The sequence below is a fragment of the Tabrizicola sp. T74 genome, from assembly GCF_057219935.1.
Genome location: NZ_JBXVVT010000001.1, coordinates 453,910 through 471,567 on the forward strand (window position 1 = coordinate 453,910; position 17,658 = coordinate 471,567).

A 17,658-nucleotide genomic window follows, 5' to 3' on the forward strand; every position below is an offset into this window, starting at 1 on the left:
ATGCCTGGTCGCTCTTCGGTAAGCCCCAGCGAGGAGTGCCCGAAGGGCTTCGACGAGCGGTACCTATCGAAGCGCCCGCTCCGCCGCAGCGCCCAGCCGCAACAGCCGCGCCTCATGTCCCGGCGGGCACATGAGGCTGATGCCGCAGGAGGGTTGGGACGTCGGCAGGGTCAGGGCGCAGAGGCCCATCAGGTTGCCGATCCTTGTGTTGCGCAGGGCCAGCAGGTTTTCGGTCACGTAATAGGCGTCGTCGGTCATCAGCCGGTTGGCATCGGGTGGCAGTATGGGCGAGGTCGGCACCAGGACCGCATCGAAAACGGCGGTCTTTTCGGCCCAGGTCTGGCGGATCGCCTCTAACCGGCGCCAGGCGGCGACGTAATCCATCGCCGAGAAAATCGCCCCCGAGCGGAAGCGTTCCAGGATGCGGGGGAACATCTTCTGCGGCGCGGATTCGATGGTGTCGCGCCAGATGCCATAGGCCTCGGCAGTGAACAGGATCGCGGCAAGGCCCATCGCCTCGGCGACCTCGGGGACGGTGATCCGGGTGATCGTGGCCCCGGCGCGGCCCAGGCGGCTGACGGCATCGTCAAACCCTTGCGCGGGCCGGTCGCGCAGGTCGTCGAGCGCTACGGTTTCCAGGACGGCGAGGCGCAGGCCGGTTAGCGAAGCACCGCCAAGGTCGGCCATCGCACCGCCGCTGATCGCCTGAAGGAGAAGGGCGCAGTCCTCGACCGAATGGGCCAAGGGGCCGATGGTGTCGAAGCGTTCGCATAAGGGGACGGTGCCGGTCAGGGGCAGCGAGCCTGCGGTGGTCTTCAGCCCGACAAGGTCATTCCAGGCTGCCGGTATCCGCACCGACCCGCCGGTGTCCGAGCCGATTGCCGCCGGGGCCAGACCAAAGGCCACCGAGGCCGCCGCGCCCGACGAAGACCCTCCCGGCACCGCCTTGGCGTCGTTCAGGTTCGGCGGGGTGGCGGTGACCGGGTTGAGGCCCAGGCCCGAGAAGGCAAGTTCCGACATATGCGTCTTGCCGAGGCAGACCAGGCCCTGCAGCGTTGCGGTTTCCAACACCGTGGCGTCCCGGTCGGGGGTGCGGCCTTTCAGGAGGGCGGACCCGGCCTCGGTCGCGACACCTGCGGTATCAAACAGGTCCTTCCAGCTGATCGGCACGCCATCCAGAAGACCCTTGCGCAAGCCGGACTTGGCGCGAGAGGCGGCGGCCATCGCCTCACCCCTGGCGCGGAGCGCGGTGGCGCGGGCATAGATGCGGGGGGCGTGGAAATGCGTCTCGACCCGGTCAAGGAAGAATTCGGTCAGTTCGACCGGGTGGATGCTGCCGTCACCGATCCCGCGGCCCAGCTCTGCCGCCGTCATGTTCGTCCAGGTTGCGGTCATTCTGTCCCCCGTTTGCGGCAGGGTAGCGGCTTGGAGACGCATGGACAATCGGGCGGCAGGGGTTATCTAGGGGCCATGACGCAAGACGCCGACATCCTGATCGCGGGCGGGGGGCTGAACGGTCCGGCGCTGGCGCTGGCCCTGGCGCAGGGTGGGTTCCGGGTGACGGTGGTCGACGCGCGCCCGGCCCCGGACCGGGCCGAGGCGGGGTTCGACGGACGGGCTTATGCGCTGGCCATCGCCTCGGTCCGGCTTCTGACGGCCATCGGGGTCTGGCCTGCGGTGGCCGACAAGGCGCAGCCGATCCTTGAGATCAAGGCGAGTGATGGGCGAGCCGGAGAAGGGGCGGCGCCGTTCTTCCTGCATTTCGACGCGGCCGAGATCGAGGAAGGCCCGATGGGGCATATGCTGGAGGACCGGCATCTGTATGCGGCCTTCCTGCAGGCGATGCTTACGAACCCGGCCATCACTTTGCTGTCGGGTGAGACAGTCGTCGCGCAGGAGGCGGGGCCTTCCGGGGTGACGGTCACGCTTGGTTCAGGGCGGAGGCTGACGGCGGGGCTTCTGGTCGGCTGCGACGGGCGAGGCTCGGGCGTGGCGGCGCGCGCTGGGATCAAGCGGGTGGGCTGGGGCTATGGCCAGACGGCGCTGGTTACGGCGATCCGGCATGAGCGGGACCACCAGGGCGTGGCGCAGCAGTTCTTCATGCCGTCCGGGCCGCTGGCGATCTTGCCGCTGAAGGGCGGGCACCATTCCAGCATCGTCTGGAGCGAGGCGGACGAAACCGCGGCGGCGATCCAGGCGCTGCCGGATGCGGAGTATCTGGAGGCCCTGCGCCCCCGGTTTGGCGATTTCCTGGGCGAGATCGCGCTGGCGGGGGACCGGTTCACCTATCCCCTGTCGTTGTCCCTGGCGGAACGTTTCATCGCGCCCCGCGTGGCGCTGGTCGGCGATGCGGCGCATGGCGTCCATCCGATTGCGGGGCAAGGGCTGAACCTGGGCCTGCGCGACGTGGCGGCTTTGGCCGAGGTGCTGATCCTGGCCCGTCGCCGGGGAGAGGAGCCGGGCAGCGCGACGGCGCTGGAGGAATACCAGCGCTGGCGGCGATTCGACGCGACGGCGCTGGCGCTGGGGATGGACACGGTCAACCGGGTGTTTTCCAGCGACAACCCGATCCTGCGGCTGGGGCGCGACCTGGGGATGGGCGTGGTGAACGCCATCCCCGGCCTGAGGCGCGGCTTCATGCGGCAGGCGGCGGGGCTGACGGGCGAGCTTCCGAAACTTCTGCAGGGTCGTCCGGTCTGATCTCGGGTGTCTCCGCTGCCGCGACCGGGGCAGCTGCCGCCTTCCGCGCCCAGCGCTGGTCAAGAAGGTGGAACAGAAGCGGGTTCGCCAGGATCGAGATCATCGCGCCTGCCACCACCAGATCGCGCGCCTCGGGCGGAACGATGTCGAGCGTGACGCCCATGCTGATCAGGATGAAGGAAAACTCGCCGATCTGCGCCAGGCTGGCCGCGATGGTCAGCCCCTCGTCATGCGACCGGCCGAATGCCTTGACGATGTAATAGGCGGCGGCCGACTTCACGAAGAGGATGATGACCACCGTCCCGATCAGGGCGAGCGGTGCAGTCAGGACGATGCCGGGGTTGAAGAGCATGCCCACCGACACGAAGAACAGGACGGCGAAGGCATCGCGGAGCGGCAGCGTCTCGCGCATGGCCTGCTGCGACAGGGTCGAGGAGGACATGACCATGCCGGCGAAGAAGGCGCCCAGCGCGAAGGACACGCCGAAGAGGTGCGTCGCGCCGTAGGCGACGCCCAGCGCGATGGCGAGGACGGACAGGCGGAAAAGCTCTCGCGAGCGGGTCTGCGAGACGAAGTGCAGGACCCAAGGGATCACGCGCTGGCCGACGATCAGCATCAGCGCGACAAAGGCTGCGGCCTTGGCCAGCGTGATAAGCACCGTGGCGGCGATGGGGCCGATGCCGATGGTCTGCGTGACCTCGGCCACGGCTTCGGCCTCCTCCGCCACCGGCAGGGCGTTTCCGCCGAGAAGACCCGCCAGCGGCGGGATCAGGACCAGCGAGATCACCATCACCAGGTCCTCGACGATCAGCCAGCCGACGGCGACCTTGCCCTTTTCGGTGGTGACAAGGTCGCGGTCCTGCAGCGCACGCAAGAGGACGACCGTCGAGGCGACCGAGAGGGCGAGGCCGAAGATGAGGCCGGCCCCGAGGCTCCACCCCATGGCCCAGGCCATTGCGGTGCCGAATATCGTGGCCACGGAGATCTGGCCGAGGGCGCCGGGCACGGCGATCGCCTTCACCTCCATCAGGTCGCGCGGCGAGAAATGCAGGCCCACCCCGAACATCAAGAGGATCACCCCAAGCTCGGCCAGTTCGGTGGCAAGCTTCATGTCGGCGACATAGCCCGGCGTGAACGGGCCGATGACGACGCCCGCCAGGAGATAGCCCGCGATCAACGGCAGTTTCAGCCGCTGGGCGAGAAGGCCAAACAGGAAGGCCAGGCCGAAGCCGGCGACGAGCGTGGTGATCAGGGGCGTTTCGTGGGGCAATGCGCTTATGGTCCTTTCCGGCACACGCGTCCGGATCGGGGCGCGGCCAAGCGGGTTTGCGGGAAAAGTGTCGGGAGACAAGGGGATAGTAAGGACAATGACCCACATTGCAACCTTGCGGGCCGGATGTTTCGATAACAATTCGGCCATTTGCCGAAACACTTTGCAATGTTAGGCCTTGGGGATGCTTCCGTTGCTTCCGAACCCCCGCGCGCGCCGCCTTTTCCTGGACCGCCACGCCTTGGCTGAGGCCCCCACGGGGCCTGCCTCGGGCCAGGCATTGCACGACCTGATCGAGCGGATCGGGTTCGTTCAGGTCGACAGCATCAACACCATCGCGCGGGCGCATGACATGATCCTGTGGTCGCGGCGGCAATCGTTCCGTCCCCCGGCGCTGAAGCGGCTACTGGAACGCGACCGCGCGCTTTGGGAGCACTGGACGCATGACGCCTCGATCCTGCCGGTGCGGCTGCACGGGGTCTGGCAGCACCGGTTCCAACGTGACGCCGTGCGGCTGGAAAAGAATTGGCGCAGTTGGTTCCGTGAAGGATACGAGGCGCAGTTCGACACCATCCTGGACCGGATCGCCAAGGACGGGCCGGTGGGCACGGCGGACGTGGGCGAAGGCGAGGTGCGGGGCAAGGGCGGCTGGTGGGACTGGCATCCGTCGAAGACCGCGCTGGAATGGCTGTGGCGGACGGGGCGGCTAGCGATCACCCGGCGGGATGGGTTCGCCAAGATCTATGACCTGACCGAACGCGTGATCCCCGAGCTGCATCGCACCCCCTTCCCGGCGGAGGAGCTGTGCGACTGGGCCTGCCGGTCGGCCCTGCGACAGTTGGGCTTCGGCACCAGCGGCGAGATCGCGGCCTACTGGAATGCGGTCAGCCCCGAGGCCGCGAAGGAGTGGTGCCGCGAGGCGCAGGCGCGAGGCGAGATCGTGGAGGCCGAAATCGAGGGTGCAAAGGGCCAGCGCCGCAAGGTATTCGTCTTCCCCGAGACGCTGGACGAGGAGCCACCCGAACCGACCCCGCGCCTGCGCATCCTGTCGCCCTTCGACCCGGCCTTGCGTGACCGCGACCGGGCCGAGTTCCTGTTCGGCTTTCACTACCGGATCGAGGTCTTCGTCCCCGAGCCGAAGCGGCAGTACGGCTATTATGTCTTTCCGGTGCTGGAGGGTGACCGGCTTGTCGGCCGGATCGACGCCAAGGCCTTCCGCGACGCCGGCGCGCTGCGGGTCAAGGCGTTCTGGCCCGAGGCGGGGGTGAAACTGACCAAGGGAAGGCAGGCGAAGCTGGAGGCCGAGTTGAACCGGCTTGCGGTGTTTGCGGGGTGCGAGCGCGTAGAGTTTCTGGAGAGGTGGGAGCGGGAGACGCTGGGGAGAGTCAGTGGCTGAAATGGCCGGGATGGCGAAGCAGACAAAACGACGCTAGGGTTTCGGGAGTTCACATTTCCGCGGTAGCCTTTCGATGTCCGACCAGTTCTCGTTCCTTGTGTTGATCCTTTGCGCACTTGTCGCAGTCTTTCTTGTCCTCTGGTTCCGGCGATCCCCCGGAAAGCGCACCTCCGGTACCGGGGAACCCTCTGACGGCAGGCCGGTCATCCTGGTCGACGGGTCGAACGTGATCTACTGGCTGGACAACTCGCCCCAGCTTGCGCCGCTGAAGCAGGTCGTCCATGATCTGTCGCTTCGGGGTTTCAAGCCGGGCGTCGTGTTCGATGCGAACATCGGCTACAAGCTGACCGGCAAGTTCATGGGCGAGCGCGAGATGTCGAGGATGCTGTCCCTGCCGAGGGACCAGATCCTGGTGGTGCCAAAGGGCCAGCAGGCCGACCCGTTCCTTCTGGAAACCGCCCGCGACCTGAAGGCTCGGATTGTCACCAATGACCGGTACCGCGACTGGACAGAGCGTTATCCCGATGTGGCGAAACCAGAGAACCTGGTGCGTGGCGAAATGCGCGACGGTCGGGTCTGGCTGAAAGGGTTAGCTGCGAAGGAAGGTGCGCTGTAGCACACCCTACGGCAGCACCCAGCCGTCGATCACGCTGACCGCCTCTTCCGCCGTTTCCACCATCGCGAACAGCGACAGGTCCTCGGGCGAGATTACCCCGGCGTCGGCCAGGTGGTTCCAGTTGACCACCTTCTCCCACCAATCCCGACCGAACAGAAGGAAGGGGATCGGCTTCATCCGCTGGGTCTGGATCAGGGTGAGCGATTCAAACAGCTCGTCCATCGTGCCGAAGCCGCCGGGGAAGACCACGACGGCCTTGGCGCGCATCAGGAAGTGCATCTTGCGGATGGCGAAGTAGTGGAAGTTGAACGACAGGTCCGGGGTGACATAGGCGTTCGGGGCCTGTTCGTGGGGGAGCACGATGTTGAGGCCGATGCTTTGCCCCCCAGCCTCGTCCGCTCCGCGGTTGCCGGCCTCCATCACGCCAGGGCCGCCGCCGGTGACGATGACATTCTCGCGCCCGTAGGTCTCCAAGGAGCGTTCGGTCATGATCCGGGCAAAGCGGCGGGCTTCGTCGTAATAGTGCGACAGGTCAGCCAGCGTCTTGGTGCGGGCCTGGTCGCGGTGTTCGGGGGCGGGAATGCGGGCGCCACCGAACATGACGATGGTCGATTCGATGCCGCGTTCGTCCATGATGAGCTGCGGCTTGAGGAGTTCCAGCTGCAGGCGGACGGGGCGCAGCTCCTCGCGCTTCATGAAGTCTTCGTCGGTGAAGGCAAGGCGATAGGCCGGCGCGCGTGTCTGCGGCGTGTCGGGGATGCGCTTGGCGGCGGCGATATCCTCGACACTGTCACGGAACGGGTGGCTGCGGGGTTCGTCTTTCATGCGGGTCCTCGGGTTCTTGCGCGACCCTAGCGGGTCATGGCGCCCGGGTCACGGGCAGAAACAGCTTGCTTGGGTGGGGATTATATGTGTAGATGCACGTATGAACCTGACCAACCCCTCCGCCTGCCTGACCCATGGCCTGATGCGGGCCGCGCGCGCCCTCGCCCGGGGGTTCGAGGCGGAAGCCGCCGACCTGGGGTTGACCGCGCCGCAGTTTACGGCGCTGGCCCGGCTGCATTTCATGGGTCCGATGACGGTCGGCCAGATCGCGGTCGCGGTCGACGCCGATCGGACGACGATGACACGAAATCTGGCCGTGATGGCGCAGAAGAACTGGATCACGGAAGGCAGCGTCGAAGATCGGCGTGAAAGGCTGTGGCAGCTCACCGACGCGGGCCGGGCAATGCTGGAGCGGGCGATGCCTGTGTGGCGGGCCTGGCAAGCACGGCTGGTGGACCGCCTGGGACCAGAAGCCGCAACGCAACTGATGTCCAGCCTGAAGTCCCTATCCTCTTCCTGACGAGGGCTGAAACCATCGTGCGGAAACTGTGACGATAGTTACGTGTAGATACATACAATAATGGAGCTTCCGATGTCTGATACGTCTCTGTCGCTACCCGCCCGTAGCGGGATACTGCCCTGGGTCCTGCTTGGCCTTGTCCTGCTGGCCTGGGGTGCCGGAGTGATTTTATTGGCCGAGGCGCAAGGGCTGCAGCAGTCGCCGGGTCAACCTCCGCTGAAGCTTGCAGCAAGCATCCTGATACCGGTCCTGATTGGCGTGGTCCTCTGGCGGACGATACCGGCGATCCGGCGCTGGACCGACAGCTGGGATCTTGCGACCCTGGTCGCCTTGCAGACGTTCCGCGTCATCGGAATAGTGTTCCTGTTCGTCTGGTGGATGGGCAACCTGCCGACGATCTTCGCCTGGGTTGCCGCCATCGGCGATATCGCGGTCGGCATCCTTGCGATCCCGGCGACCCTGGCGGTCGCCCGAGCGTCAATCGGCTGGCAGGCCCGCGTGCGGCAGCTGACCTACGCCGGGTTGGCGGACTTTGCGGTCGTTCTGACGCTGGGTTCGCTTTCTGCTGAGGGACGCATCCTGCATGTGGCGGGCGAGCCGACGCCTGCGGCGATGCAGCAGATGCCGATGGTCATGATCCCGGGCTACCTCGTCCCGATCTTCATCTTGCTGCTGCTTCTGCAGTTTCAACGCAGCAGGGCCTGACCCTGGGGCATGTTGCGCAGTCGGGGGCCTTCGGCTAAAGCCGCTCCAGCATGAAATGGGAGCTGCCCGATGTCCAACGCCGCACTCGAAACCGCCATCGAAGCCGCATGGGAGGCACGCGATGGCATCTCTCCCGCCACCAAGGGTGAGGTGCGCGATGCCATCGAGGCGACGCTGACCGCGCTGGACAGCGGCACGCTGCGGGTGGCGGAAAAGCGGGGCAACGACTGGCACGTGAACCAGTGGGCGAAGAAGGCGGTCCTGCTGTCGTTCCGGCTGACCGACATGTACGAGATTTCCGGCAGCAATGGCGGGTCGAACTGGTGGGACAAGGTCCCGTCGAAATGGCAGGGCTGGACGGAAGCCGACTGGCGCAAGGCCGGGTTCCGTGCGGTTCCGGGGTCGATCGTGCGGCGGTCGGCCTATATCGCCAAGGGCGTGGTGCTGATGCCGTCCTTTGTGAACATCGGCGCCTATGTCGATGAAGGCTCGATGGTCGACGGCTGGGCCACTGTCGGGTCCTGCGCGCAGATCGGCAAGAACGTGCACCTGTCGGGCGGCGTCGGGATCGGCGGCGTCTTGGAGCCGATGCAGGCGGGCCCCACGATCATCGAGGACAACTGCTTTGTCGGCGCGCGGTCCGAGGTGGTGGAGGGCTGCATCGTCCGTGAAGGGTCGGTCCTCGGCATGGGCGTGTTCATCGGCAAGTCCACGAAAATCGTCGACCGGGAGACCGGCGAGGTGATGTATGGCGAGGTCCCGGCGGGCTCGGTCGTGGTGGCCGGGTCGATGCCGTCGAAGGGGGGCATCAACCTTTACTGCGCGGTGATCGTGAAGAAGGTCGATGCACAGACCCGGGCGAAGACCTCGATCAACGAACTTCTCCGCGACTGACGGTCAGGCCACCAACAGTGCAGCGACATGCGCGCGGACTTCGGTACGGGCCGAGGGGCCGTAGCTGTCCGGGTCGGTGGCAAGTTCGGGGAAGAGCGACAAGAGTTCCGCCTGCACCTCGGGGTCGTGACCGGCAAGCGTCGCAGGACCGGGATAGTAGCTTTCGCTCCACAGCCCTTCGGCGCGGATGATTTCGTGGCGGGCGAAGAGGAGGTGGTGATAGGTCACCGGCTTGCCCGACAGGTCCTGGGTCAGAAGACCGGCGCGGACAAGGTGGATGGCCTTGACCAGCACCTCATCCTCGCCAGTGTAAAGCTGCGCCCGCCAGCCCGCGACATGTAGCCGGTGCTGCGGTGAAACGGCCAAGGCGCCATGATCGCCAAGGCTGCCTGCCGGGATGCGGACCTGGGCCATGGCACCCGCCGAGGGCACCGTGCGGACGCCATGCCAGGTCACCGGCTGGAACCCGTGGTCAAGGGTCAGGACCAGGTCGCCGACCTGGATGCCTTCGATGGGCACCGGACCGCGATCAGTCTCGATCCTTGTTCCTTCGACAAAGCAAGGCACGACCTCGCCGCTGACAAAGCCAACATCGGAGATGCCGTCGGCGTTCGTCACTTCATACGAAAAGCTCTCCACCCCCAGGGGATCGTTCCAGTCGGCAAGGGCGGTGATGGTGCCGTCACCGTTGACAACGATCACCAGACCCGACGACAGGGTGATCTGGCTGCCTGCGCTGACCGGAATGCCGTTGATCTTGGTGATGGTCAGCGTGCCAGCGCCGGTGTTGGCGTCGTTGCCGAGCAAGTTGACGGTGGCCTGGTTGTTCTGACCGACGACAAAGCTGTCATCGCCGGCGACGACAGCGGTCTGGATCGAATCGGCAGCGATCAGAAGGTTGCTGTCGAAGAACGCGTCGCCCGCGTCGGCGATGCCGATCTTGATGGTGTTGACCTGCCCGGAGATGACCGGCGCCTTCAGCGTCAACGTGACGGTGAAGCCGTCCATCTCGGTGTTGAACTGGTCTTCCCGGTTGTCGACAAAGAGGTTGCCATTCTGGCCCGGGTTGATGTTGTCGATCGAGATGTCGCCATCGCCGACGGTCAGTTCAGCCTTCTGCCCGTTGACCCAGACCCCGACCGCGTCGTTGAAGCCGGATCCGATGTATTCGAGATACTCCTCGGACGAGAAGGTGATCTGCATCGACAGCGTCGAGCCCAAGGGAATGAACTGGGCCTCGAAGATCGCGGCGTCAAAGGTCGGGGCGCCGGCAATCCCGTTCAGGTCGGCATCGCCGTTGGTCCCGGTGGTATCGGTCGACCGATTGGAAAACTGGTTGGCTTCACCCGTGGCATTGGTGAAATCCCCGGCGTTGCCTGTGGACAGGATCACGCCGGTGTCGGAAGGCGTTGCGTCCGCAGCAATGGTGTCGCCGCTGGTGTAGATCCCGGCTGATACGGGATCGCCGGTATAGGTCGCGCCCACGATCTGGATGCCGGGGCCGAACATGGTTTCGGCCAGCCGCGTGGCATCCACGCCGGTTTCCACCGGAAGTTTCGTTGCATCGACCATGACAATCCTTGCCGCAGGAGTCCGTGGCAAGGTCGGGCGGAACGTCTCAGGAACGGTTAATGGCCCCGGAAAAGATGACTAAAACTGTCCCGTTCCCGCCGGGGCATGGGGTATGGCTGCCCTCAGTTGACAGGCCGCAGGGTCGGGTGCACCCAAGGGCCAGCCCGGCGGGAGGTGGAGATGCGCAAGGCCCTATTTTCCCTTCTGTTTGCCGTGTCGCCCGCCCTGGCCGAGGCGCTTGACCTTGCAGGCAGTTGGCAGGGCACGATCACCACGGTCGGGACCCGCCTGCAGTCGACCTACAGCCCGATCACCGGAGTGACGGTCACCCCGGTCCCCGATGTGCAGATCACGCCTAGTCCGTTCGGCTCCTTGGACCTGGCGGCGGACGGGACCTGGGAGATGCCGTTTCTGGACTATAGAGGCGAATGGTCGCTGGAGGGCAGCGCGCTGAGGCTGACCGGGGACCTTGAGGCTGCGCCGGCACGGGTCGAGGTGCTGGAAGGCGGCGCGGTTCTGGTGATCGACATCCCGCTTGGCGGGGACGTGGTCCAGACCGTCACCTTTTCCCGCTTGCCCTGAAGGCTGGCGCGGAGCCTGCGCCTGCGCTATGCCTGCCCTGCCCTTTCGGAGACGCGCGATGCAGGACGATCCCAAGCCCAAACGCCCGCAACAGGTCTATGCGCTGATCGTCGAGGTCGGCCGCAAGGAGGGCGACGGCCTGCCGCCGAAGGCCACCGGGGCGGCGCTGATGTGCTATGCCTCGGGCGTCGACGAGGCCGAAGCCGTGCGCGAGACGGTGGCGATCCTGAAGGAGGCCGACCTGTCGCCCCTGGAGGTTCAGGGCCTGGGCAACCTGGAGGAACGCCTGAAATCGGGCGAGGAGATCGACGACGAGGAACGCTTCCTGATGGAACGCGCCTTGAAGGAGAACTCGGTCATCGTGGCCGAGATCACGCCGTTCTTCGACTGACCGTCAGGGTGCCGCGCTTTTCAGCGTGACCTGCAGGTTCACAGTGCTGCTGACATAGAGCGCGGGCGGCTGGCCGGGATAGCTGTTGACCTGCGACGAGATGTTGATCGCAGTGACCGCGCAGTCGGTGGCGATAGTGGCCAGGATCGCGGCGCATTCGCCATCGGCACGTTTCAGCATCGAGTCCCGGTGCGCCGTCTCGATCGCCGCCACGGCAGCGGGGTCAAGCGAGCTGAGCGTTTCGTTCACCGAATAGGACACGCTGACCGAGACCGGGCCACCCGGCTGGGAGGGTATCGCGACGGCTGGCTCTTGGGCCTGGGCGGAAAGCGGGACGGCAATGGCAAGGGCTGCAAGGGCAAGGCGGAACTTGGGCATCCAGGGTCCTTTCGCGAAAAACAGGTCTTTCTGTGACGTGGCGGGAGAGGCAAGCCTTGGGTCTGGCGCAGCATTGCAGGTCGGGGGCTTTGCGGCTAGGTGTTCTGACCACTTTATCGCTTTGAGGTTCCCGATCTTGTCCGAACCCCTGGACCCTGCCCTACTGACAGCCCGCCTGATCCGCTGTCCCTCGGTCACCCCTGCGGAAGGCGGGGCGATTGACTTGCTGGCCGGCGTCCTGGGCGAGGCAGGGTTCACCTGCACGCGGGTCGACCGGGGCGGGATTGCCAACCTTTACGCGCGCTGGGGCAAACAGGGGGCGAACAAGGCCTTCGGCTTCAACGGGCATACCGATGTGGTGCCGGTGGGCGACGCGGCGGCCTGGACACACGACCCGTTCGGCGCCGAGGTGGTGGACGGCGTGATGTATGGCCGGGGCGCCTGCGACATGAAGTCGGGCGTGGCGGCCTTTGTCGCGGCAGCGGTGGATTTCGTGCGGGAAACGCCTCCGGACGGCGCGGTGATCCTGGCGATCACCGGGGACGAGGAAGGCGAGGGCAAGGACGGGACGGTGGCGATCCTCGACTGGATGGCCTTCAACGGCGAGCGGATGACGCATTGCCTGGTGGGAGAGCCCACCTGCCCGAACGAGATGGGCGAGATGATGAAGATCGGCCGTCGCGGCAGCATGACGGCGCGGATCACGGTGACGGGGGTGCAGGGGCATTCTGCCTATCCGCATCGGGCGAAGAACCCCTTGTCGGCGCTGGTGAAGCTGCTGGCCAAGCTGGACGCGGAACCGCTCGACCGGGGGACGCAGCACTTTGACCCCTCGACGCTGGCGATCACCACCATCGACTGCGGCAACCCGGCGTCGAACGTCATTCCGGCGCAGGCGACGGCGGTGGTGAACATCCGGTTCAACGACACCCATTCCGGGGACACCCTGTCGGCCTGGCTGCGGCATGAGGCGGAGGCGGTGGCCGAGGCATCGGGCTGCGAGATCGGGTTGAAAATCAGCGTTTCGGGCGAAGCCTTCCTGACCCCCCCAGGCGAGTTGTCGGCGATGGTGGCCCGCGCGGTGCAGGCCGAGACGGGGAAGAAACCCATCGCTTCGACCAGCGGGGGCACGTCGGACGCGCGGTTCGTCAAGGACCATTGCCCGGTGATCGAGTTCGGCCTGGTCGGCAAGACCATGCACCAGGTCGATGAGCGGGTGGAGATCGCGCATATCCACCAGCTTAAGGCGATCTATGGTCGGATCCTGCGAGAGTACTTCGCGTGACGGCCAAGGAGACCATGAAGATCGAGGTCACGGACGACATCCCGACCTGCCAGGCGCTGCGCCGGGTGGTGTTCATTGACGAGCAGGGGGTGTCGGAGGCGGATGAGGTCGACGGGCTGGATGGCCGCGCGATCCATCTGCTGGCCTGGGACGGGGAGTGCCCGGTCGGGACGGCTCGGCTGCTGGTCAAGGGTCCGGTCGGCAAGATCGGCCGGGTCTGCGTGTTGCCCGAGGCCCGTGGCCTGGGTCTGGGCGCGGCGCTGATCGGCGCGGCGTTGCAGGAGCTGGCGCGCGTGCCGGGCGTGACCGAGGCCTATCTCGGCTCGCAATCCCATGCGACGGGGTTTTACGAGAAGCTGGGCTTCGTGGTGGAAGGCGAAGAGTTTCTGGACGCCGGCATCCCGCACCGCCACATGCGCCGGTCGCTCTAGATTTCTGTGCAGATAGGGCGCCTCGGCTGTGCATGTGCGGCCTCTTGTGCGTCTGTGCGCAGGACCCAGATTTGCGGGACCGGAGGTTTCCACCATGACCCGCTCTCCCTTCCAGACGATTTCTGAGGAATTGACTACCTGGCCCGGCATCACCACCGGCCCGGGACGATTTGGCGCCACGACGTTCTCCTATGGCACACGCGAGATCGGCCATCTGCACGGCTCAAGCCACGCCGACCTGCCGTTTCCGACCAAGCTGCGGAATGAACTCGTCGCCGAGGGTCGGGCCGAGCCGCACCATTTCCTGCCAGACAGCGGCTGGGTGACGGTGCCCCTTGCGGGTGAGGGCGTGAACCGGGCGCTGGACCTGTTCCGGCTGAACTACGACCTGATCGTGCGCAAGAAGCAGCCGCCCGAGCCGATGCCGGAAGGCTAGCCACAGGATAGTCTTCGCCCCTCTCTCGTGCTAGGTCGGGGGCATGAAACCACTTCCCTCCAAGGACGAGATCCGCCAGTGGATCATCGACAATCCCGGCCTTGCGGCCAAGCGTGACATTGCCAAGGCCTTCGGCATCAAGGGCGATGCGCGGATCGAGCTGAAGCGCCTTCTGCGTGAGCTGGAGGGCGAGGGGGTGGTCGAGAAGACCTCGCGCCGGTTCCACGAGAAGGGCGTGTTGCCGCCCGTCGCGGTGCTGCAGGTGCTGCCACCGGACGCGCAGGGTGACCTTTACGCGAAGCCGCTGGAGGAAGGGGTGGACGAGGGGCCCCGCATCCTCATCATCCCGAAGAAGGGCGATCCGGCCTTGGGGGCGGGCGACCGCATCCTGGCGCGGCTGGCGAAGGTTGATCTGGACGACTACGCCTACGAGGCGCGGCTGATCCGGGCGCTGGGGTCGAACCCCAGGAAGGTGCTGGGAGTGTTCCGGGCGAATGCCGAGGGCGGGCGGATCGTGCCGACCGAGAAGGGGTCGGACAAGGAATGGCGCGTGGCCGCCGACATGACGGGCGGCGCGCGGGACGGGGAACTGGTCGAGGCCGAAGCGGTGGGCGCGCGGCGACTGGGGCTTCCGGCAGCGCGGGTTGTGGCGCGGCTGGGCGATCCGGCAGGGCCGCGGGCGGCGTCCTTGATCGCCATCCATCAGCACGGCATCCCGGATGTCTTCCCCGACGCGGTGATTGCCGAGGCCGACCGGGCCGAACCTGTCGGCTTGGCGGGGCGCGAGGACCTGCGCGACATGGCCCTTCTGACCATCGACCCCATCGACGCCCGCGACCGCGACGACGCCGTCTATGCCGAGGCGGACACCGACCTTGGCAACATCGGCGGCTTCGTCGTCTGGGTCGCCATCGCCGACGTGGCGCATTACGTCACCCCCGGCTCCGCCCTGGACCGCGAAGCGCGGAAGCGGGGGAACTCCACCTATTTCCCCGACCGCGTGGTGCCGATGCTGCCGGACATCCTGTCGGGCGACCTCTGTTCCCTGCACGAGGGCGTGGACCGCGCCTGCCTTGCCGTGCGGATGGTGATCGACGCAGGCGGGCACAAGCGGGGCCATCGCTTTGTCCGGGGCATGATGCGGTCGGTCGGATCACTCCACTATGCGCAGGTGCAGGCGGCGGTGGATGGGTCGCCGGATGAGAAGACCGCTCCGTTGGTCGAGCCGGTGCTGAAGCCCTTGTACGCCGCCTATGCCGCGTTGAAACGCGCGCGGGAGGTGCGCCAGCCGCTGGACCTGGAGCTGCCGGAGCGGAAGATCGAGTTGGACGACGAGGGCAAGGTCGTCTCGGTCGCGTTCAAGGAGCGGCTCGACGCGCACAAGCTGATCGAGGAGTTCATGATCCTCGCCAACGTCGCGGCGGCCGAGGAGTTGATCCGGCTGAAGCGGCCCTTGCTGTTCCGGGTGCACGAGGAGCCCTCGCCACTTAAGCTGGAGGGGCTGCGCGAGGTGGCCGAGGGCGCCGGGATGACGCTGGCGAAGGGGCAGGTGTTGCAGACGAAGCACCTGAACCGGCTTCTGTCCCAGGCGCAGGGGACGGAGTTCGATGAGCTGATCAACCTCTCCACGCTGCGGTCGATGACGCAGGCCTATTACCACCCGGAGAACTTCGGGCATTTCGGACTGGCCTTGCGGAACTATGCGCATTTCACCTCGCCCATCCGGCGCTATTCCGACCTGATCGTCCACCGCGCGCTGATTTCGGCGCATGGGTGGGGCAAGGACGGGTTGTCGGCCTGGGACGAGGAGAATCTGGAGGAGACGGGGAAGCTCATCTCCGAGGCCGAGCGGCGCAGCATGGCGGCGGAGCGGGACACGACGGACCGGTATCTTGCGGCTTACCTCGCCGACCGGGTGGGGGCGGAGTTTGCCGGGAGGATCTCGGGCGTGCAGCGGTTCGGGGTCTTCGTGCGGCTGGATGAGACGGGGGCGGACGGGCTGATCCCGGTGCGGGCCCTGGGGCGCGAGTATTTCAACTATGACGAGGGCAGCCAGACACTGATGGGGTCGGAGACCGGGCTGGTGCTGGGGATCGGGCAGCGGGTCATGGTGCGGCTGGCAGAAGCCGTGCCGGTGACGGGGGGGCTGATCCTGGACCTTTTGTCGGTCGAGGGCGCTGTGGTGCGACCACCGCGGCGGAAGGGCGGGAAGTACAGCCCCCGGAAGCCCGCACAGGCAGCGGCGAAGCGGCGGCTGGTGCGGAAGCGGCGATGAGGGGCGGGGCAAATCTTTTCGAAAAGATTTGCAAAATCCTTCGAAGGATTTTGGTGGCGCTTGGCATCGGCGTCGTGCCCGGTTTGGCAATGGCGCAGACAATCCTGCCCGATCCGGTGGCGGGGATGGAGATGGAGATGGGGTCTCAGGCTGGGCTCGACGCTTGGGTGCAGGGTTTCCGGGCGCGGGCGTTGGAGGCTGGGGTTTCGGCCGCGACGTTTGACGCGGCAATGCGGGGGGTGGAGTTCAGCCCGAAGGTCGTGGAGCGCGACCGGAACCAGAACGAGTTCACCAAGACGATCTGGGATTACCTGGACACCGCCGTATCGGAGGACCGGGTAGCTCTGGGGCTGAAGGCCATCGGGAAGAACCGCGCGCTGCTGGAGCGGGTCGAGGCGGAGTATGGCGTCGAGAAGGAAGTCGTCGCGGCGGTCTGGGGGCTGGAGAGCGCCTATGGCACTTACCGGGGCGATCTGCCGGTGCTGGGGTCCTTGGCGACGCTGGCCTACGAGGGGCGGCGGGGGGCGTTCTTCGAGGCGGAGCTTATCGCGGCCTTGAAGATTGTTGAGGGCGGGCATGTGGAACGGTTTGCGGGCTCATGGGCGGGGGCCAGCGGGCATACCCAGTTCATGCCGTCGAGCTGGGAGAAGTTCGCGGTCGATTTCGATGGCGACGGGAAACGGAACCTGTGGGGGGATGATCCGGCGGACGCCCTGGCTTCCACAGCGAATTACCTGCGGCACTGGGGGTGGACCAAGGGGCAGCCTTGGGGCGTGGAGGTGCGCCTGCCGGAGGGGTTCGACTACGACCAGACGACCGAGCGGGTGGTGAAGCCGGTCAGCGAGTGGCAGGCGATGGGCGTCCGGACGGTGTTCGGCGAGGACCTGCCGGACCATGGGCCGGGGTCGATCCTGCTGCCCGGTGGGCACCGGGGGGCGGCCTTCCTGATCTGGCCGAACTTCCAGGTGATCGAGAAGTACAACACGGCGGATGCCTATGTGGTGGCGATCGGCTCATTGTCCGACCGGCTGCGCGGGGGCCCGGCGATCCAGTCGGGCTGGCCGCGCGAGTTGCGCGCCTTGACGCTGGAGGAGCGGAAGGAATTGCAGGACCTGCTGACCAGGGCCGGGTTCGATGCGGGCGGTGTCGACGGGAGGATGGGGCCGAAGACGGTGGCCGCCGTGAAGGCGTTCCAGAAGGCACGGGGGATGGTGCCGGACGGGTATCCCTCGCTGGAGGTTCTGGACCGGCTGCGCTGATTGCTCGCGCGGAACCGGAAATGAGCGCTGACGCGCGAAGTCCTTTCGTCTCGTCGTCGGGCTTCGCCTCCTCCTCGGACGTTGGGGCGCTTCGCCCCCAAACCCCCGAGAGTATTTGCGAAT

The 17,658-nt window shown here is 66.4% G+C and carries 18 protein-coding genes; 13 read left to right on the top strand and 5 right to left on the bottom strand.

Annotated features, from left to right (window positions below):
- Positions 1-63: 63 nt before the first annotated feature.
- On the bottom strand, positions 64-1,395 hold the full coding sequence (locus tag AC2EAL_RS02385; RefSeq protein WP_484722564.1) for an amidase: 1,332 nt from the start codon (positions 1,393-1,395) through the stop codon (positions 64-66).
- Positions 1,396-1,470: 75 nt separating this feature from the next.
- Between AC2EAL_RS02385 and AC2EAL_RS02390 the strand changes: the two genes are divergently transcribed.
- Entirely contained in the window at positions 1,471-2,700 is a 1,230-nt protein-coding gene (locus AC2EAL_RS02390) for a UbiH/UbiF/VisC/COQ6 family ubiquinone biosynthesis hydroxylase (RefSeq protein WP_484722565.1), read from the top strand.
- On the opposite strand, the gene AC2EAL_RS02395 is transcribed toward AC2EAL_RS02390, so the two are convergent.
- Positions 2,636-3,970: a cation:proton antiporter domain-containing protein gene (locus tag AC2EAL_RS02395; protein WP_484722566.1), complete on the bottom strand. Its 1,335-nt coding sequence runs from the start codon at positions 3,968-3,970 to the stop codon at positions 2,636-2,638. The two genes, AC2EAL_RS02390 and AC2EAL_RS02395, sit on opposite strands and share 65 nt — an antisense overlap.
- 184 nt (positions 3,971-4,154) lie before the next feature.
- On the opposite strand from AC2EAL_RS02395, the gene AC2EAL_RS02400 reads away from it, so the two are divergent.
- Both AC2EAL_RS02400 and AC2EAL_RS02405 read left to right on the top strand, forming a co-directional pair.
- Positions 4,155-5,366, top strand: coding sequence for a winged helix-turn-helix domain-containing protein (locus tag AC2EAL_RS02400; RefSeq protein ID WP_484722567.1), 1,212 nt, complete (start codon positions 4,155-4,157; stop codon positions 5,364-5,366).
- Positions 5,367-5,439: 73 nt separating this feature from the next.
- The gene (locus tag AC2EAL_RS02405) at positions 5,440-5,982 is read left to right on the top strand and encodes an NYN domain-containing protein (RefSeq protein ID WP_484722568.1); all 543 of its coding nucleotides are present in this window, start codon (positions 5,440-5,442) and stop codon (positions 5,980-5,982) included.
- 6 nt (positions 5,983-5,988) lie between these two features.
- On the opposite strand, the gene AC2EAL_RS02410 is transcribed toward AC2EAL_RS02405, so the two are convergent.
- Positions 5,989-6,807: an LOG family protein gene (locus AC2EAL_RS02410; protein ID WP_484722569.1), complete on the bottom strand. Its 819-nt coding sequence runs from the start codon at positions 6,805-6,807 to the stop codon at positions 5,989-5,991.
- Between the two features lie 100 nt (positions 6,808-6,907).
- On the opposite strand from AC2EAL_RS02410, the gene AC2EAL_RS02415 reads away from it, so the two are divergent.
- From AC2EAL_RS02415 to dapD, 3 genes are all read left to right on the top strand, one after another.
- Entirely contained in the window at positions 6,908-7,327 is a 420-nt protein-coding gene (locus AC2EAL_RS02415; protein ID WP_484722570.1) for a MarR family winged helix-turn-helix transcriptional regulator, read from the top strand.
- A gap of 72 nt (positions 7,328-7,399) precedes the next feature.
- A complete protein-coding gene (locus AC2EAL_RS02420) occupies positions 7,400-8,032 on the top strand; it encodes a hypothetical protein (protein ID WP_484722571.1) in 633 nt (210 codons plus the stop codon).
- 69 nt (positions 8,033-8,101) lie between these two features.
- Positions 8,102-8,926: a 2,3,4,5-tetrahydropyridine-2,6-dicarboxylate N-succinyltransferase gene (gene dapD / locus AC2EAL_RS02425; protein ID WP_484722572.1), complete on the top strand. Its 825-nt coding sequence runs from the start codon at positions 8,102-8,104 to the stop codon at positions 8,924-8,926.
- A gap of 3 nt (positions 8,927-8,929) precedes the next feature.
- Here dapD and AC2EAL_RS02430 read toward each other — a convergent pair whose 3' ends face one another.
- Positions 8,930-10,498 (bottom strand): choice-of-anchor L domain-containing protein, encoded by a 1,569-nt coding sequence (locus AC2EAL_RS02430; protein ID WP_484722573.1) that lies wholly within the window; start codon positions 10,496-10,498, stop codon positions 8,930-8,932.
- A gap of 180 nt (positions 10,499-10,678) precedes the next feature.
- Here AC2EAL_RS02430 and AC2EAL_RS02435 point away from each other — a divergent pair, with 180 nt between their 5' ends.
- Both AC2EAL_RS02435 and AC2EAL_RS02440 read left to right on the top strand, forming a co-directional pair.
- A complete protein-coding gene (locus AC2EAL_RS02435; protein WP_484722574.1) occupies positions 10,679-11,080 on the top strand; it encodes a hypothetical protein in 402 nt (133 codons plus the stop codon).
- Positions 11,081-11,138: 58 nt separating this feature from the next.
- The gene (locus tag AC2EAL_RS02440) at positions 11,139-11,471 is read left to right on the top strand and encodes a hypothetical protein (protein ID WP_484722575.1); all 333 of its coding nucleotides are present in this window, start codon (positions 11,139-11,141) and stop codon (positions 11,469-11,471) included.
- Positions 11,472-11,474: 3 nt separating this feature from the next.
- Here the strand turns inward: AC2EAL_RS02440 and AC2EAL_RS02445 are convergent, their stop codons facing one another.
- Positions 11,475-11,849, bottom strand: coding sequence for a hypothetical protein (locus tag AC2EAL_RS02445; RefSeq protein WP_484722576.1), 375 nt, complete (start codon positions 11,847-11,849; stop codon positions 11,475-11,477).
- A gap of 136 nt (positions 11,850-11,985) precedes the next feature.
- On the opposite strand from AC2EAL_RS02445, the gene dapE reads away from it, so the two are divergent.
- The 5 genes from dapE (at position 11,986) to AC2EAL_RS02470 (ending at position 17,535) form a co-directional block, all read left to right on the top strand.
- Positions 11,986-13,134: a succinyl-diaminopimelate desuccinylase gene (dapE, locus tag AC2EAL_RS02450; protein WP_484722577.1), complete on the top strand. Its 1,149-nt coding sequence runs from the start codon at positions 11,986-11,988 to the stop codon at positions 13,132-13,134.
- Between the two features lie 14 nt (positions 13,135-13,148).
- On the top strand, positions 13,149-13,565 hold the full coding sequence (locus AC2EAL_RS02455; RefSeq protein WP_484722578.1) for a GNAT family N-acetyltransferase: 417 nt from the start codon (positions 13,149-13,151) through the stop codon (positions 13,563-13,565).
- 94 nt (positions 13,566-13,659) lie between these two features.
- A complete protein-coding gene (locus AC2EAL_RS02460) occupies positions 13,660-14,001 on the top strand; it encodes a luciferase domain-containing protein (protein WP_484722579.1) in 342 nt (113 codons plus the stop codon).
- A gap of 43 nt (positions 14,002-14,044) precedes the next feature.
- On the top strand, positions 14,045-16,276 hold the full coding sequence (gene rnr, locus AC2EAL_RS02465; protein WP_484722580.1) for a ribonuclease R: 2,232 nt from the start codon (positions 14,045-14,047) through the stop codon (positions 16,274-16,276).
- Positions 16,273-17,535 (top strand): lytic murein transglycosylase, encoded by a 1,263-nt coding sequence (locus AC2EAL_RS02470; RefSeq protein WP_484722581.1) that lies wholly within the window; start codon positions 16,273-16,275, stop codon positions 17,533-17,535. The genes rnr and AC2EAL_RS02470 overlap by 4 nt, the downstream gene beginning before the upstream one ends.
- Positions 17,536-17,658: the final 123 nt, after the last annotated feature.